Raw genomic sequence first — 16,004 nt, forward strand, 5'->3', positions numbered from 1 at the left:
GCACTGCAGGCGTTGATAGCGAAGGCCGAGTCGCTGGCCGAAAGCGAAGACCTCGACGGTGCCATCGCCGCGTTCGAGCAGGTGCAGGCGCTGCGTCCCGGTGAGCCGTACTCGCTGATACAGCTGTCCTATCTGAACTCGCTTCGTGGTCGCTATCGGCGTGCCGAGGGCTGCGCGATGGCGGCAGCGGCCAGCGGCACGACCGATCCCAGGCTGCTTGCCGAACTGCTGCCGCGACTGCGCACCTTCAACCAGGTGCCGACGCTGCAGGCGGCGATCGATCGCGCCAAGCCGATGTCGCGCATGCCGATCCCGCTGCTGATCGCCGCCGCCGCGCAGCTGAGTTACGTCAATCTTCCCGGTCGCGCGATCGCCTTCCTCGACGAAGCCAGGCGCGCCGATCCGGACTATCCGCCGACGCTGCTGGCACGTGCGCAGGTGCTTACCTACCTGGGCCGGTTCACGGAGGCCGCGCAGGACATCGAACGCAGCCAGCACCGCGCGCCCGAGATCGCGCAGGGCTACTGGCTGGCGGCATGGGTGCGCAAGCAGACGGCCGAGAGCAATCACGTTGCGGCCATCGAGCGGGAACTGCAGCGGCCTGGGCGATCTGCCGAAGACATCGCGCTGCTGTCGTTCGCACTGCACAAGGAGCTCGACGACCTCGGCCGGCACGAAGCGGCCTGGAACGCGCTGATGCGCGGATGCAGGGCCAAGCGCTCGCGACTCAACTACGACACCGCGACCACGGCCAGCCTGTTCGATGCGCTGGCGAAGTTCGAGCCGTCAGCTCCGGCCGCAGTCACGGAGCATGGCGATACCGCGCTGCCGATCTTTATCGTCGGCATGCATCGATCGGGTACCACGTTGCTGGAGCAACTGCTGGACGGCCATCCCGAGGTGCGCGGCCTTGGCGAGCTCTACGACTTCACCAGCGCGATGCGCCATGCCACCGACCACCACTGCCGTGGCGTGATCGATCGCACGCTGGTCGAGCGCGCATCCTCGGCAGACCTTGCCGCCGCCGGGGCGCGTTACCTGGACAGCGTGAAGTGGCGAGCCGAGGGCCGGCGCTGCTTCACCGACAAGCTGCCGTCGAACTTCCTCAACATCGGCTTCATCGCCCACGCCCTGCCGCAGGCGAAGATCCTGCACATGGTCCGCGACCCGGTCGAGACCTGTTTCTCGAACCTGCGCGAGCTGTTCTCCGAGGCCAATGCGTACAGCTACGACCCGATCGAGCTGGCCGACTACCACCGCCATTACAAGCGCCTGATGGCACGCTGGCATGCGCGGTTCCCGGGCCGGATCCTCGATGTGGAGTACGCGAAGCTGGTCTGCGATCCGGAGGCCGAGCTTCGACGTGTCGCCGATTTCTGCGGGCTGGCGTTCGATCCGGCCATGCTCGAGATCGGTTCGCGAAAGCGTGCGGTGGTGACTGCGAGCGCGGTGCAGGTGCGCGACAGCATCCAGGGTGCGCGAGCGTCCGAAGTGGGCGCCCTACGAACAATGGCTGCAACCGATGATCGAGCGTCTACGCGCCTGATCCGGTCTCGCAGAAGCGAGCCTGCTCGCGAGCAGGCTCGCTCCCGCGCAAGGCGCTACCGGCCCAGGCCGATACGAGTCTCCTGGTTGGGGTCGATCTGCGCCTGCGCCAGCTTCATCAGCGCCACGAGTTCGGCGCGTTCGCCATTCGGATCCCGCCCCTTCGCCGCGGTGGCCGACTGGATCATGGCGTCCAGGCTCCAGCCGTCCATCCGGCTGCCGCCGCGCAGTGCGTCAGCGAAGCCGGCGACGGCACTGGCCAGGCGCAACGATTCGCTCGGACTGCGGGTCACCTGCGAGGCCAGCACGGGCGTCTCGATGAGCCGGCTGCGATCCTGGCCCGGAAGCTTGTAACGCAGGCGCAGGTGGGCAATCTCGCCGCCCAGGGTCCGCCTTCGCGGTTTGCGTCGTCGCGCCATAGCGCAGCGAGCCGACGCGCTGCGCCGGTGAGGAGGCCGGCGTGATCTCGTACAGCGCGGTCACCTGGTGGCCGGCACCGATGTCGCCGGCATCGACCTTGTCGTTGTTGAAGTCTTCCCTGCGCAGCACGCGGTTCTCGTAACCGATCAGGCGGTACTCGGCGACCTGGGCCGGATTGAACTCGATCTGGATCTTGACGTCGCGAGCGATGGTCATCAGCGTCGAGCTCATCTGTTCGACCAGCACCTTGCGTGCCTCGCGCAGGCTGTCGATGTAGGCGTGGTTGCCGTCGCCGACATCGGCCAACTGTTCGGCCATCTCGTCGTTGTAGTTGCCACTTCCGAAGCCGAGCGTGCTCAGCGCGATGCCGTGCTTGCGCTGGTCACCGACCAGCGTCTCCAGCGCGCTCTGGTCGACGGTGCCGACGTTGAAGTCGCCATCGGTGGCGAGGATCACACGGTTCACGCCCTTGTCGATGTAAGCCTGCCGCGCCATCGCGTAGGCGAGGCGGATGCCGTCGCCGCCATTGGTGCTGCCGCCTGCGTCGAGGCGGTCGAGCGCGGCCAGGATCTCGCCGTGGCGATCGCCTGGCGTGGGCGGAAGCACGAGTCCCGCGCTGCCGGCGTAGACAACGATCGAGACGCGGTCCTGGCTGCGCAACTGCGGCACGAGCTGTCGCAGTGCTGCCTTGACCAGAGGCAGCTTGTCGGGCGAATCCATCGAGCCGGAGGTGTCGATCAGGAACACCAGGTTGGACGGCGCCAGCGTCGCCTTGGGCACGTCATAGCCCTTGATGCCCACCATCAGCAACTGGCGCTGCGAGTTCCACGGCGCCGCCGCGAGCTCGGTGGTCACGCGGAACGGTACTTCGCGGGTGGCCGGGGCAGGGTGGCCGTAGTCGAAGTAGTTGATGAACTCTTCCGCGCGAACGGCGTCTGCCGGCGGCCGCTCGCCTCCATTGAGCATGCGGCGCACGTTTGCATAGCTGCCGGTGTCGACGTCGACCGAGAAGGTCGACACCGGATCGTCCGCCGCGCGGCGCACGGGATTGTCGGTGATCTCGGCATAGCGTTCGGTATTCACCGCTTGCTGTCGCGCCGGCATCGCCATGGGCATCGCAGGCGCGTAAGCAACCCTCGAGCCGGTGACCTGGATCGAGTCGAGCGTCGCGGCGGGAGCGGAGGCCGGTGGCGGTGCCAGCGCCTTCATCTGCGTCACGCGGCGCTGGCGCCTGGCATCGGTCGTGCCAGCTTCCTTGGCCGCGGCCGATTGCGCGTTGGCCGTTACGGCGGTGTCGGCTGCCGCTGCGGCGGCGACTGCGGCTGGCTCCGTCGCTGAATCGGCACGTTCGGACTGCGCCGAATCCTTGGTTGTGTGACAGGCGGAAAGCGCCAGCGTGACGGCCATGAACAGGGTGGGGCGGACGACGGGAGTGCGCTTCATGTTGCTGTCTCCGGTTGGGTTGCAGTGGCCAACGAGCGGAGCGGTCGAACGGGGTTAAGCCTTCACGGAATTCTTCTGCGAGACCCATGGGCCGGAAGTGACGGTGACCAATGGCGGCGCCACTTACCCGGAGCTGCAATCGCATTTGCCTGCGTCGTGCATAAACGCGCACATGCAATCGCGCATCCAATTCCACGTATCCCAGAAGTTGGTATGACCTTTCGAACTGGTGGAGACGCGACGGTCACGCGCAGGATTGAACCCGCCGGTTACGTCTCAACAGCTCCCCCCGCGTCTTCGACGCTCTTGCTGGAGGTACCTGCCATGACCCGATTCATGCCTTCCCCCCTGAAGCACGCTCTGCCCCGTCGCGCGTTGGCAGCAGCCGTATTCCTGGCCGCGTCGTCGACCGCCGTCGCCGGTTCCCCACACCTTATCTATCTGCCCTCCACCGAAGCCGGTGTAGACCACGCCGCGATCGTGCAGGCGTTCGAGGACCAGGGATTCGAAGTAAGCACGTTCGCCTATGCAGGCGAGAAGCGTCTTGCCTATGCGCACCGCATCGCCGATGAAGTGCGAGGCCTGATGGCCAAGGGCGTTGCGCCGGAGGAGATCAATGTCGTCGGCGCTGGCACCGGCTCCAAGGTTGCCACGCTGACCTCCGCGCTGGTCGGCAACGGGCACGTCAACTACGCGCTCCTGGGCCAGTGCGATCCGCAAATGAAGGCCAACTACAACTTCCGCATGAGTGGCCGAGTGCTCGGCATCCACGATGCCAATGACAGCACGTCGCTGTCGTGCCGCTCGCTCTGGGGTGATTCCCCCAAGGTCAGCGAGCGGCAGGAACTGGTGCTCAACAGCGGCCACGGCGCGGCGCTGTTCCACGAGCCCAGAAAGGAATGGCTGCAGCCGGTGACCGAGTGGGCCACGGGCGGTGAAGTCAGCGTCGGCGAGACCAGCATCGGCAGGGTCGACGAGCCGGCGCCGTCGCCGCGCAAGTAACAAGTCATCGGTCTGGCAGGCCTCGACATGCCTTCTCCCCTGAGCGGGGAGGAGGCGTGTCGTAACTGTTCATGCGGCTCGTCGACTGATCAACCGGTCGCGTCGCGAATCACCAGCAGGCGTTGCTCGGTCATGTCTTCGATCGCGTAGCGCACTCCCTCGCGGCCGAGCCCCGAGTGCTTCACACCGCCGTAAGGCATGTTGTCGACGCGGAAGCTCGGCACGTCGCCGACGATGACGCCGCCGACATCGAGGCGATCCCAGGCGCGCATGGCGTGGTCCAGGCGCGCGGTGAACACACCGGCCTGCAGGCCGAAGTCGCTGTCGTTGACCTGGTCGATGGCCTGCTCGAAATCGTCGAACGGCTCCATCAACGCGACCGGGGCGAAAGCCTCCTTGCGGTACAGATCGCTGTCATGTGGGACGCCCTCGAGCAGCGTCGCCGGCACCATGTTGCCGCTGCGGTTGCCACCGGCCAGGCGCTTGGCGCCGCCTTTGCGCGCGGCTTCGATCCAGCTGTCCACGCGCTTGGCCGCGGCCTCGTCGATCATCGGTCCGATGAAGGTCTTCTCATCTCGCGGATCACCCATCGGCAACTTCGCCACCGCCGCCTTGAGCTTCTTGCGCAGCTTGTCGTAGATGGCCGCGTGCGCGTAGATGCGCTGCACGCTGATGCAGCTCTGGCCGCTCTGGTAGTAGGCACCGAACACCAGGCGTTCGACGACGCGGTCCAGCGGCATGCCCGGGTCGTCGTCGATGATGCAGGCGGCGTTGCCGCCCAGTTCCAGCGTCACCTTCTTGCGCCCGGCGCGGGCCTTGAGGTCCCAGCCGATCAGGCCGCCGGTGAAACTCAGCAGGGCAATGCGTTCGTCCTCGACCAGCTGTGCTGCATCCTGGGTCGAACAGGCCAGGACCGAGAAGGCGCCACGGGGCAGGTCGGTCTCGGCCAGGATCTCGGCGATGATCAGCGCGCCGATCGGTGTCTTCTCCGAGGGCTTGAGTACGAACGGGCATCCGGCGGCCAGTGCCGGCGCGACCTTGTGCGCGACCAGGTTCAACGGAAAGTTGAATGGCGTGATGAAACTGCACACACCGATCGGCACGCGCTTGACCATGCCGCGGTAGCCACGCGTGCGCTTGGAGATCTGCAGCTCGATCACCTCGCCATCGATGCGGGTGGCTTCGCCGGCGGCGATGCGGAAGGTGTCGATCAGGCGCGTGACCTCGCCGCGTGCATCGGCGATGGGTTTGCCGGCCTCGATGCATAGCGCCAGGGCCAGCTCATCGAAGCGCTCCTGGAAACGCATGACGCAGTGTTCGAGCACGTCGCGGCGGGCGTCGGGCGGGAAGGCGGCGACCGCGCCACGCGCCTGGTGAGCCGCCACGATCGCCTTGCGCACCGCCGTCGCGTCGGCCAGGGCAACCCGGGTGGCGCGTTTGCCGCTGTACTTGTCCAGCACGTCCAGGTCGGTGTTGGCGGCAACCGGGCGATTGGCGAGGTAGTAGGGGTAGCTGGCCATCAGGCCGGAGGCGGCGCGCTTGGGCTTGGCCATGTCGTTCTCCGATGAAAAAAATAGGGGCGGATGACTACCGCAGGGCGGCGCTCAACTTCGGGATCTCTTCGTTGAGCAGGCGGTCGTCGTCGCTGTAGTCGATGGGGACCTCGATCAGGTCGATGCCCGGTGTGTCCAGGGCACGCTGCAACATCGGCGCGAACTCGTCGGCGGAGGCGGGACGATGTCCGCGAGCGCCATAGCTTTGCGCATAGCGGACGAAGTCCGGATTGCCCAGGTCCATTCCGAAGCTCGGATAGTCCTCGTGCGCCTGTTTCCACTTGATCATGCCGTAGGCATCGTCACGCAGGACCAGCACGGTGATGTCCAAGCCCAGGCGGACGGCGGTTTCGAGTTCCTGCGAATTCATCATGAAGCCGCCGTCGCCGCACACCGCGATCACGCGCCGGTCCGGGCAGACGATGCGCGCCGCGATCGCCGAGGGCAGGCCGGCCCCCATCGTCGCCAGGGCGTTGTCGAGCAGCAGCGTGTTGGGTTCGCGGCAACGGTAGCAGCGGGCGAACCAGAGCTTGTAGAGGCCGTTGTCGAGACAGACCACGTCGCGCGCACCCATGACCTTGCGGACATCGGCAACCAGTCGCTGCGGTGCCATCGGGAAGCGGTCGGCATCGCTGCGGTCGACCAGGTTGGCCAGCAGCGCGGCGCGCACCCGGTCGAAGAAGCCGAAATCCCAGTGCGGCTGCGCCGTCAGCACCTCGCCGAGTTGCCAGACGGTATTGGCGATGTCGCCGACGACTTCGATCTGCGGGAAGTACACCGCGTCGACCTCGGCGGATTCGTAATTGACGTGGATGACGGTGCGGCGTCCCTCGCGCATGAAGAACGGCGGCTTCTCGATCACGTCATGGCCGATGTTGACGATGCAGTCGGCGGCATCGATCGCGCGGTGGACGAAGTCGTGATCCGACAGCGCCGCATTGCCCAGCCACAGCGGGTGCAGCTCGTCGATCACGCCCTTGCCCATCTGCGTGGTGAAAAACGGGATGCCAAGTTTGTCGATGAACGACCGCAGCTGGTGCGCGGTCGTCTTGCGATTGGCGCCGGCGCCGATCATCAGCAGCGGATGGCGTGACTGGCTGATCGCGGCGGCTGCGTGGGCGATGGCCTTGTCGTCGGCGATGGGGCGGCGCGAGAAGGAGGCGGGAATCACGCGCGCACTGGTGTCGTCGCCGGCGATGTCCTGCGGCAGCTCCAGGTGGGTGGCACCGGGACGTTCCTCCTCGGCGCGACGGAAGGCCTCGCGCACGCGCGCGGGAATGGCGTCGGCGGAGACAATCTGGCGCGTGTACTTGGTCAGCGGCCGCATCGTGTCGACCACGTCGACGATCTGGAAGTGGCCCTGGCGGCTGGTCTTGATCGGTTTCTGGCCCGTGATCATCAGCATCGGCATCGCGCCGAGCTGGGCGTAGGCGGCCGGCGTCACGAGGTTGGTGGCGCCGGGGCCGAGCGTCGACAGGCACACGCCGGCCTTCCCGGTGAGGCGGCCGTAGGTGGCGGCCATGAAACCGGCGCCCTGTTCGTGGCGCGTAAGCACCAGGCGGATGCGCGAAGTTCGCAGCGATTCGAGCAGGTCGAGGTTCTCTTCGCCCGGAATGCCGAAGACGTACTCCACGCCCTCGGCTTCGAGCGCGGCGACGAACAGATCGGAGGCCTTGGTCATGCAACGCTTCCTCGGGCACGGTCCGCGCATCGTAGCGGGGGCCATGTGGTGCGATGCGTGATGGTCTCAGTCGTCCTTGGGTTCGACCCGCACCTGCAGCTGTCCGTCGCTCAGGCGTGCGGCCAGCCGGTCACCCGGCGCCGCATCGAGCACGCTGCGCACGACGCGGCCGTCGGGATGCTGCAGGATCGAATAGCCGCGCGCGACGGTCGCCAGCGGGCTCACCGCTTCGAGCGAGCGGGCCAGGCCGCGCAGGTGCATCGCGTCCTTGGCCAGGCGGCGGACGATGGCGGCCTGCGGACGTGGGCGCAGTGCCGCCAGACGCTCGCGCAATCGGGCGATGCGGCGCTGCGGGTGGGCGGCACGCAGCACCGCGTCGGCGTGGCGCAGGCGCGCGCGTTCGCGCTCGAGCTGCTGGCGCCAGGCGGCGTTGAGGCGACGCAGGGCTTCGCGCTGGCGGCGGCCGAGCGCTTCCAGGCGCGCCTGCGGACGCACGGCATTCAGGCGCAGCGCGGCGCGGTCGGCGCGCTGCATGGCCTGGCGCAGGCGTTGCGTGTGCAGGTTGCGCAGGCGCGACTCGAGGATGCGCAGGCGATGCAGCAGGTCCTCGCGATTGGGCGCGAGCAGCTCGGCCGCGACCGACGGCGTCGGTGCGCGCACGTCGGCGGCGAAGTCGCTGAGGCTGAAGTCGGTCTCGTGGCCGACCGCCGACACGATCGGCACCGGCGAGGCCGCGATCGTGCGCGCCAGGCGCTCGTCGTTGAAGGCCCACAGGTCCTCGAGCGAACCGCCGCCTCGGGCAAGCACCAGCACGTCGTAACGTGCCGAGGCGATGGCCCGTTGCAGCATGGCCACGATCTGCGCCGCCGCGCCTTCGCCCTGGACCTGCACCGGCAGGACATCGGCCTCGACCAGCGGGAAGCGACGCGCCAGCACGCTCAGCACGTCGCGCACGGCGGCGCCGCTGGGCGAGGTGATCACGCCGATGCGGCGGGCGAAGCGCGGCAGCGCTCGCTTGCGTTCGACATCGAACAGGCCTTCGGCGGCCAGGCGTGCGCGCAGCTCCTCGAACGCGCGCCGCAGCGCGCCTTCGCCAGCTTCTTCCAGATGGTCGAAGACCAGCTGGTACTCGCCGCGTGCCTCGTACAGCGTCAGGCGGCCGCGGCCGAGCACGCGCAGGCCTTCGCGCGGGACGAACTTCAGCCAGCTGCTCTTGGGGCGGAACATCGCGCAGCGGACCTGCGCACGCGCGTCCTTCAGGGTGAAATAAAGGTGCCCCGACGACGGCTTCGAGACATTGCCCAGCTCACCCTCGATCCAAACCTGCGGGAATGCTCCCTCCAGCAGGTCGCGCGCCAGCGTGTTCAGCTGGCTGGGCGTCAGCACCTGGTCGGAGCGGCCGGCGCCGGAGGTCGGTTCGGTGGGGTAATCGTTCATGGAGAGCGGCAGGGCACGGCCGGCCAAGGTAGCGCAGGGCAGGGTGCAGGTCACGTTACAATGGCGGCCATGAATTCACATGCTTCCGCGCCCTGCGCACACCCCGGCTTCGGCCCGCTCCCGCGACGCCTGACGCGCACCGTGCGCATCGGCGGCGTCGAGGTCGGCGGCGGCCAGCCGGTCGTCGTGCAGTCGATGACCAATACCGATACCGCCGACGTGGCCTCGACCACCAAGCAGGTCGCCGAGCTGTGGCGCGCCGGTTCGGAAATGGTGCGGGTGACGGTCAACACGGTCGATGCGGCCGCCGCCGTCCCGCGCATCGTCGACAAGCTGGCGATGATGGGCGTGGAGGTGCCGATCATCGGCGACTTCCACTACAACGGCCATCAACTGCTGACCGCCGAGCCGGCCTGCGCCGAGGTGCTGGCCAAGTACCGGATCAACCCCGGCAACGTCGGCTTCGGCAAGAAGAAGGACAGCCAGTTCGCCACGCTCATCGAACTGGCGATCAGGCACGGCAAGCCGGTCCGCATCGGCGCCAACTGGGGTTCGCTCGACCAGTCGCTGGCCGCGCAGCTGATGGACGAGAACCACAAGCTGGCCGAGCCGCGCGAAGCCGCCGAAGTGCTGCGCGAGGCGCTGATCCGCTCGGCGCTGGACTCGGCCGCGCGCGCGGTCGAGCTGGGCCTGTCGGCCGACCGCATCATCCTCAGTGCCAAGGTCAGCGGTGTGCAGGAGTTGATCGCGGTGTACCGCGAAATGGCCCGCCGCAGCGATTTCGCCCTGCACCTGGGCCTGACCGAGGCCGGCATCGGCAGCAAGGGCATCGTCGCCTCGAGCGCCGCACTGGCCGTGCTGCTGCAGGAAGGCATCGGCGACACCATCCGCATCTCGCTGACGCCCGAGCCGGGCCAGTCGCGCACCAACGAAGTCATCGTTGCCCAGGAGTTGCTGCAGACCATGGGCCTGCGCGCGTTCACGCCGATGGTCACCGCCTGCCCGGGTTGCGGCCGCACCACCAGCACCTTCTTCCAGGAGCTGGCGCAAAGGGTGCAGGAGCACGTGCGCGCGAAGATGCCGGTGTGGAAGATCAGCCACCCCGGCGCGGAGAACCTGACCCTGGCGGTGATGGGCTGCGTGGTCAACGGACCGGGCGAGTCGCGCCACGCCAACATCGGCATTTCGCTGCCGGGCACGGGCGAAGCGCCGTCTGCACCGGTGTTCGAGGACGGCGAGAAGACAGTGACACTGCGTGGCGAAAACATCGCCCACGAGTTCGTCGAGCTGATCGACCGCTACGTCGAGCGCAAGTACGGCGCGGCTGACGACGCAGCGCGTGCCGGCTGAGGGCGGCGACGCACTAACCCAGGAACTGCGCTACGGCGCAGGCGTGCTGCGCCAGTACGGCGGTCGGCTGCTGCTGGTGTTCATCGGCCTGCTGTTGCCGCTGTGGGGTTTCGCCGAACTGGCGGACGAAATCCACGAGCAGGAAGCGATCGTCTTCGACGAACCGATCCTGCATTTCGCCCATGACCTGGCCCGCGACGGCTTCGACCGTTTCTTCGTGCTGATCTCGCGGATCGGCTACCTGTGGGGCGTGGTGCCGTTCGACATCGCGCTGGTACTGGTGCTGACGCTGTTGCGCCGGTATCGCGAGGCCACCTTTGCCGCGATCGCGCTGGGCGGTTCGGCCCTGCTCAACATCGCGGCCAAGGCGGTGTTCGCAAGAGAGCGGCCGTCTTTGTGGGACTCGATCGCGCCGGAGCACAACTTCAGTTTTCCCAGCGGGCACGCGATGGGTTCGATGACGCTGGCCTGGGTGCTGGTGCTGCTGGCATGGCGCACGCGCTGGCGCTGGCCGATGGTGGCGCTGATGCTGCCGTTCGTGGTGCTGGTGGGTTTGTCGCGCGTATACCTGGGCGTGCATTACCCGTCGGACATCCTCGCCGGGTGGGCGGCGGCGAGCGTATGGACGGTGGCCGTCTACCTGCTGGTGTACTGGGGTGGCTTGCGGCCGTGGCGTTGAGTCACTCGCCCGGCACCGCCGCCGACGTCGGCGCGGCCGTCGCCGCGCGCCGCATCAGCACCGCCTCGCGGTGGGCGATATAGGCATTGGCCGACAGGATGATTGCGGCACCGACCCAGGTCCAACCGTCCACGCTCTCGCCGAACCATAGCCAGCCCGCGGTCGCGACCAGCGGCAACTGCATGAAGCTGATCGGCGTAAGCGCCGAGACTTCGCCGAGCTTGAGCGCGTGGGTCCACAACACCTGGCCACCGGTACCGAAGATGCCGGCGCCGATCACCCACAGCCAGGCGATTCCCTGCGGCCATTCCCACACCCACAGCGCCGGCAGCAGCGACATCGGTACCCAGAACAGATAGGTGTAAAGGACGATGGTGTTGGCCGCGTCCACCCGCGAGAGCTGCTTGATCTGGATCGCGACGACGCCGCTCAGCACCGCAGCCAGCAGTGCGATCAGCGTGCCCGTGCTGAACTCCGCCGAGCCCGGACGCACGATCACCAGCACGCCGATGAAACCGATCGCCACCGCCGCCCAGCGCCGGGCGCGGACGTGCTCGCCGAGGAAGATTGCTGCTGCGATCGTCACGAACACCGGCGTGGAGTACGACAGCGAGATCGCCTGCGCCAGCGGCAAATGCCCGATCGCCCAGAAGCCGGCCAGCATCGAGCCGATGCCGATCGCGCAGCGGACGAAGTAGCGTGGCAGCTGGCGCGTGCGCAGCGAGGCGCGGTCGACGCCGGCGATCAGCGGCAGCACCGCCATCAGGCCGAACAGGTTGCGGAAGAACGCGATCTCGAACGTGTGCAGCGTCGCCGATGCCAGCCGGATGGTGATCGCCATCGCGCCGAAGCACAGCGTGCTGGCGAGCATGAAGCCCGCGGCGCGCATTGGTGTCGAGGTTGCTGCTACTGCGTTCACCAGGCGGCGCCGATGACCCGCGGTTCTGGCTCGATGGCCACGTCGAAGCGCGCGCGCACCGAGTCGGCGATGCGCCGCGCCAGGTCGAGCAGCTGCTGGCCACTGGCATGGCCGTGGTTGACCAGCACTAGCGCATGCGTCGCGGCGACGCCGGCATCGCCGTCGCGGTGGCCCTTCCAGCCGCAGGCGTCGATGAACCACGCGGCTGACAGCTTGCGCGTGGCGGCATCGTTGCCACGGAACACCGGCATGGCCGGGTATTGCGCCTGCAACGCTTCGGCCTGGGCCAGCGCCACGATCGGATTCTTGAAGAAGCTGCCGGCGTTGCCGAGCACGGCGGGGTCGGGCAGCTTGCGGCGGCGGATCGCGATGACCGCATCGGCGACATCGCGCGGCGTCGGCGCGGTGATGCCCATCGCCACGATCTCGTCGCCGATGCCGGCATAGTCGAGTTTCAGCGACGGAGTGCGCGGCAGCGCGAATTCGACCGCGGTGACGATGTAGCGATCGGGTTCGTGCTTGAACACGCTGTCGCGGTAGGCGAATGCGCAGGCGTCCGCGTCGAGGAGATGGAACTGGCCAGTGCCCGGTTCGAAGGCCTCGACGGTGTGGATGAAATCGCGCACTTCCACGCCGTAGGCGCCGATGTTCTGGATCGGCGCGGCGCCGACGGTGCCGGGGATCAACGCGAGGTTCTCGAGGCCGGCCAGGCCCATCTCCAGCGTGTGCATCACGAAGCCGTGCCATTGCACGCCGGCATCGGCGCGGACGATGGCGACGCCGTCGTCGTGCAGCACGCGCACGTCCTCGCCGGTCAGTGCCAGTACCGCGGCCTCCGGGTTGCCGGCGAACAGCAGGTTGCTGCCGCCGCCTAGTACCAGCGGCGGACGTTCGCGGAATTCCGTTCGCGTGAACAGTTCCGGCAGGGCGCTCGCATCGCCCAGTTCCGCAAGCGAATGCGCGCGCGCCGCGACGCCGAAGGTGTTGCGATGATCGAGCGGGGCATCGCGCAGGATGCGGACGGCCTCGCTCATACGATCGGCGGCATGTTGCCCCGGCTCGGCGCTTCCTTGCGCCGGCGCATGGCCTCGACGCATTCGTGCACCAGTGCCGGGCCACGGTAGACCAGGCCGGTATAGCACTGCACCAGGGTCGCACCGGCGGCCATCTTGGTCGCGGCGTCGGCACCGGAAAGGATGCCGCCGACACCGATCATCGGAATCGACTCGGGCAGGCGCGTACGCATCATCCGCAGCACCGCGGTCGCCTCGCCCATCAGCGGCCGGCCGGACAGACCGCCAGTTTCGGAAGCATGCGGCGCGCCGTCGATGCCGATGCGCGAGACCGTGGTGTTGGTGGCGATGACGCCGTCGACATTGAGGTCGCCGAGCACGCGCGCGGCCGCCTGGACATCGTCGTCGCTCAGGTCCGGGGCGATCTTGACCAGCATCGGCACGCGCTTGCCGTGCAATGCCCCCAGGCGCTCCTGCGCTTCGCGCAGGATCGACACCAGGCGCCGCAACGACTGCTCTTCCTGCAGCTCGCGCAGGCCGGCGGTGTTGGGCGAGGAGATGTTGACGGTGACGTAGTCGGCGAGCGGGTAGACGCGCTCGAGGCAGTGCAGATAGTCGGTTTCCGCCGATTCGTTCGGCGTGTCCTTGTTCTTGCCGATGTTGATGCCGAGCAGGCCGCCGCGACGGCGGGCCTTGCCGACATTGCGCACCAGTTCGTCGACGCCGCCGTTGTTGAAGCCGAGGCGATTGATCACCGCCTGCTGGTCGGGCAGGCGGAACATGCGCGGCTTCGGGTTGCCTTCCTGCGCACGCGGCGTGACCGTGCCGACCTCGACGAAGCCGAAGCCCAGCGCCAGCAGCGCATCGATGTGCGCACCGTTCTTGTCCAGGCCGGCGGCCAGGCCGACCGGATTGGGAAAGGTCAGGCCGAAGGCGCGCGTCGGCAGCGGCGCCGGGCGGCGGCCCAGTAGCGGACTCAGCCCGCTGCGATAAGCCGCTTCCATCGCAGCGAGCGTGGCGCCGTGCGCCGTCTCTGCGTCCAGTCCGAACAGGAAGGGGCGGACGATGGAGTACATGTCAGTGCGCTCTCGGCAGCGTGATCTCGCGCACACCGTCCGAGAAGATCAAGCCGGTCCAGATCAGCAGGAACGTGACGACCGAGACAATCACCAGCAGCGAAGACCACCCCAGCACCAGCCCGATCACGGCCAGTACTTTGCCTTCGCGTTCGGGCGTCCGGCGCAGCTCGGCCTTGGCCAGGTGGCCGGTGACGATCGCCACCAGGCTGGCGACGATCGGGAGCGCGGTCCAGCCCAGCACACCGAACACCAGGCTGACGATGGCGAGCGTGCTGTTGTCGCGACGGACGACTGCTTGCATGCGGCGGGGTCCTGGTTCCGGTGGCGGGGCGGTCAGAGGTCGAACTTGATGCCCTGTGCCAGCGGCAGCGCGTCGGAGTAGTTGATGGTATTCGTCTGCCGGCGCATGTAGGCGCGCCATGCATCGGAACCCGACTCGCGACCGCCGCCGGTTTCCTTCTCGCCACCGAAGGCGCCGCCGATCTCGGCGCCGCTGGTGCCGATGTTGACGTTGGCGATGCCGCAATCGGAACCCGATGCCGCCAGGAACGCCTCGGCCGCCTTCAGGTTCTGGGTGAAGATCGACGACGACAGGCCCTGCGGCACGTCGTTCTGCAGCTCGATGGCTTCGTCGAGCTGGCCGTACTTCATCACGTACAGGATCGGCGCGAAGGTCTCGGTCTGGACGACTTCGGCGTCGTTGGTCAGGCCGGTCACGATCGTCGGCAGGACGAAGTTGCCCGGGCCGTCGATGGCAGCGCCACCGGTCTCGACCTTGCCGCCGCTGGCCTTGGCCTTCTCGACGGCATCGAGGTACGCCTGCACCGCGTCACGGCTGTTGAGCGGACCCATCAGGTTGTTCGGGTCGGTCGGGTCGCCGATCTTCTTTTCGACCTGCTTGTAGGCGGTGATCAGCTTGGCCAGGACGTCGTCGTAGATCGATTCCTGCACGAACAACCGGCGCGTGGTGGTGCAGCGCTGGCCGGCGGTGCCGACGGCGCCGAAGGCAATGGCCGGAATCGCCAGCTTCAGGTCTGCGCTGGGGTCGACGATGATCGCGTTGTTGCCGCCCAGCTCCAGCAGCGAGCGGCCCATGCGACGGGCGACGCGCTCACCGACGATGCGGCCGACCTTGGTCGAACCGGTGAAGCTGATCAGGCCGATGCGCTTGTCGTCGACGAAGCTCGAAGCCAGCTCGGTGCCGGCATCGTTGAACAGGAAGAAGATGTCCGGGAAGCCGCCGGCCTTGAGCGCGGCGTTGCAGATCTTCATCGAGGCGACCGCCGACAGCGGCGTCTTCGGCGAGGGCTTCCACAGGGTGATGTTGCCGCAGATGGCAGCGATGAAGCTGTTCCAGGCCCACACCGCGACCGGGAAGTTGAACGCCGAGATCACGCCGACGATGCCGATCGGGTGCCACTGCTCGTACATGCGGTGGCCGGGGCGCTCGGAGTGCATGGTCAGGCCGTAGAGCTGGCGCGACAGACCGACGGCGAAGTCGCCGATGTCGATCATCTCCTGCACTTCGCCGTCGCCTTCGGGCTTGGACTTGCCCATCTCCAGCGCGACCAGCGAGCCCAGCGCGTCCTTGTGCTTGCGCAGCGCATCGGCGCACAGGCGCACGGCTTCGCCGCGGCGCGGAGCCGGGGTGGTGCGCCACACCTTGAAGGCGGCCTGGGCGCGCTCGACGATGGCGTCGTAGTCGGCCTGCGAGGAGGCCTCGACCTTGGCCAGAACCTCGCCGTTGGTCGGGTTGATCGACTCCAGAACGCCGGCGTCACGGGTCGGCGACCATTCGCCACTGCCGAGGTAGGTGCCGGATTCGGTATCGGTCAGGCCGAGGGCGGTGAGGACGGGGTGGGTCATCGGACGTGCTCCTGGGG

At 67.8% G+C, this 16,004-nt stretch carries 12 protein-coding genes and 2 pseudogenes; 4 read left to right on the top strand and 10 right to left on the bottom strand.

Annotated elements, in window-relative coordinates; translation table 11 throughout:
• Positions 1-696 precede the first annotated feature (696 nt).
• A pseudogene (locus tag HIV01_RS18060) lies at positions 697-1,392 on the top strand (sulfotransferase family protein); the annotation flags it as partial.
• A 209-nt stretch (positions 1,393-1,601) separates the two neighbouring features.
• Here HIV01_RS18060 and HIV01_RS18065 read toward each other — a convergent pair.
• A complete protein-coding gene (locus HIV01_RS18065) occupies positions 1,602-1,964 on the bottom strand; it encodes a YfbK domain-containing protein (RefSeq protein ID WP_245156959.1) in 363 nt (120 codons plus the stop codon).
• A gap of 34 nt (positions 1,965-1,998) precedes the next feature.
• Positions 1,999-3,408: pseudogene (locus tag HIV01_RS18070) on the bottom strand (vWA domain-containing protein); the annotation flags it as partial.
• Between the two features lie 336 nt (positions 3,409-3,744).
• Here HIV01_RS18070 and HIV01_RS02180 point away from each other — a divergent pair.
• The gene (locus HIV01_RS02180) at positions 3,745-4,410 is read left to right on the top strand and encodes a hypothetical protein (RefSeq protein ID WP_200604626.1); all 666 of its coding nucleotides are present in this window, start codon (positions 3,745-3,747) and stop codon (positions 4,408-4,410) included.
• Between the two features lie 89 nt (positions 4,411-4,499).
• On the opposite strand, the gene HIV01_RS02185 is transcribed toward HIV01_RS02180, so the two are convergent.
• The 3 genes from HIV01_RS02185 to xseA all read right to left on the bottom strand — a co-directional run bounded on the left by HIV01_RS02185 (position 4,500) and on the right by xseA (position 9,081).
• Positions 4,500-5,963, bottom strand: a complete 1,464-nt coding sequence (locus tag HIV01_RS02185) for an aldehyde dehydrogenase family protein (RefSeq protein WP_245156890.1) — start codon at positions 5,961-5,963, stop codon at positions 4,500-4,502.
• A 34-nt stretch (positions 5,964-5,997) separates the two neighbouring features.
• The gene (locus HIV01_RS02190; RefSeq protein ID WP_200604627.1) at positions 5,998-7,644 is read right to left on the bottom strand and encodes an acetolactate synthase large subunit; all 1,647 of its coding nucleotides are present in this window, start codon (positions 7,642-7,644) and stop codon (positions 5,998-6,000) included.
• Between the two features lie 66 nt (positions 7,645-7,710).
• A complete protein-coding gene (xseA, locus tag HIV01_RS02195; protein WP_200604628.1) occupies positions 7,711-9,081 on the bottom strand; it encodes an exodeoxyribonuclease VII large subunit in 1,371 nt (456 codons plus the stop codon).
• A 69-nt stretch (positions 9,082-9,150) separates the two neighbouring features.
• Here xseA and ispG point away from each other — a divergent pair, with 69 nt between their 5' ends.
• Positions 9,151-10,431, top strand: a complete 1,281-nt coding sequence (gene ispG, locus HIV01_RS02200) for a flavodoxin-dependent (E)-4-hydroxy-3-methylbut-2-enyl-diphosphate synthase (RefSeq protein WP_200604629.1) — start codon at positions 9,151-9,153, stop codon at positions 10,429-10,431.
• Positions 10,421-11,110, top strand: a complete 690-nt coding sequence (locus HIV01_RS02205) for a phosphatase PAP2 family protein (RefSeq protein WP_425600252.1) — start codon at positions 10,421-10,423, stop codon at positions 11,108-11,110. Before ispG ends, HIV01_RS02205 begins: the two co-directional genes overlap by 11 nt.
• 1 nt (position 11,111) lies before the next feature.
• On the opposite strand, the gene HIV01_RS02210 is transcribed toward HIV01_RS02205, so the two are convergent.
• Genes HIV01_RS02210 through amaB form a run of 5 tightly spaced genes read right to left on the bottom strand, consistent with a single transcriptional unit; the run spans position 11,112 to position 15,987 of the window.
• Positions 11,112-11,999, bottom strand: coding sequence for a DMT family transporter (locus HIV01_RS02210; RefSeq protein ID WP_200606310.1), 888 nt, complete (start codon positions 11,997-11,999; stop codon positions 11,112-11,114).
• Positions 12,000-12,025: 26 nt separating this feature from the next.
• A complete protein-coding gene (gene murB / locus HIV01_RS02215; RefSeq protein ID WP_207527056.1) occupies positions 12,026-13,063 on the bottom strand; it encodes a UDP-N-acetylmuramate dehydrogenase in 1,038 nt (345 codons plus the stop codon).
• On the bottom strand, positions 13,060-14,118 hold the full coding sequence (locus HIV01_RS02220) for a quinone-dependent dihydroorotate dehydrogenase (protein ID WP_207527057.1): 1,059 nt from the start codon (positions 14,116-14,118) through the stop codon (positions 13,060-13,062). The genes murB and HIV01_RS02220 overlap by 4 nt, the downstream gene beginning before the upstream one ends.
• A 1-nt stretch (position 14,119) precedes the next feature.
• Positions 14,120-14,422: a DUF4190 domain-containing protein gene (locus tag HIV01_RS02225; protein WP_200604632.1), complete on the bottom strand. Its 303-nt coding sequence runs from the start codon at positions 14,420-14,422 to the stop codon at positions 14,120-14,122.
• 32 nt (positions 14,423-14,454) lie between these two features.
• Positions 14,455-15,987, bottom strand: coding sequence for an L-piperidine-6-carboxylate dehydrogenase (gene amaB, locus HIV01_RS02230; RefSeq protein ID WP_207527058.1), 1,533 nt, complete (start codon positions 15,985-15,987; stop codon positions 14,455-14,457).
• Positions 15,988-16,004: the final 17 nt, after the last annotated feature.

The sequence above is a fragment of the Lysobacter arenosi genome (genome assembly GCF_016613475.2).
In the GTDB taxonomy this organism is placed as follows: Bacteria; Pseudomonadota; Gammaproteobacteria; order Xanthomonadales; family Xanthomonadaceae; genus Lysobacter_J; species Lysobacter_J arenosi.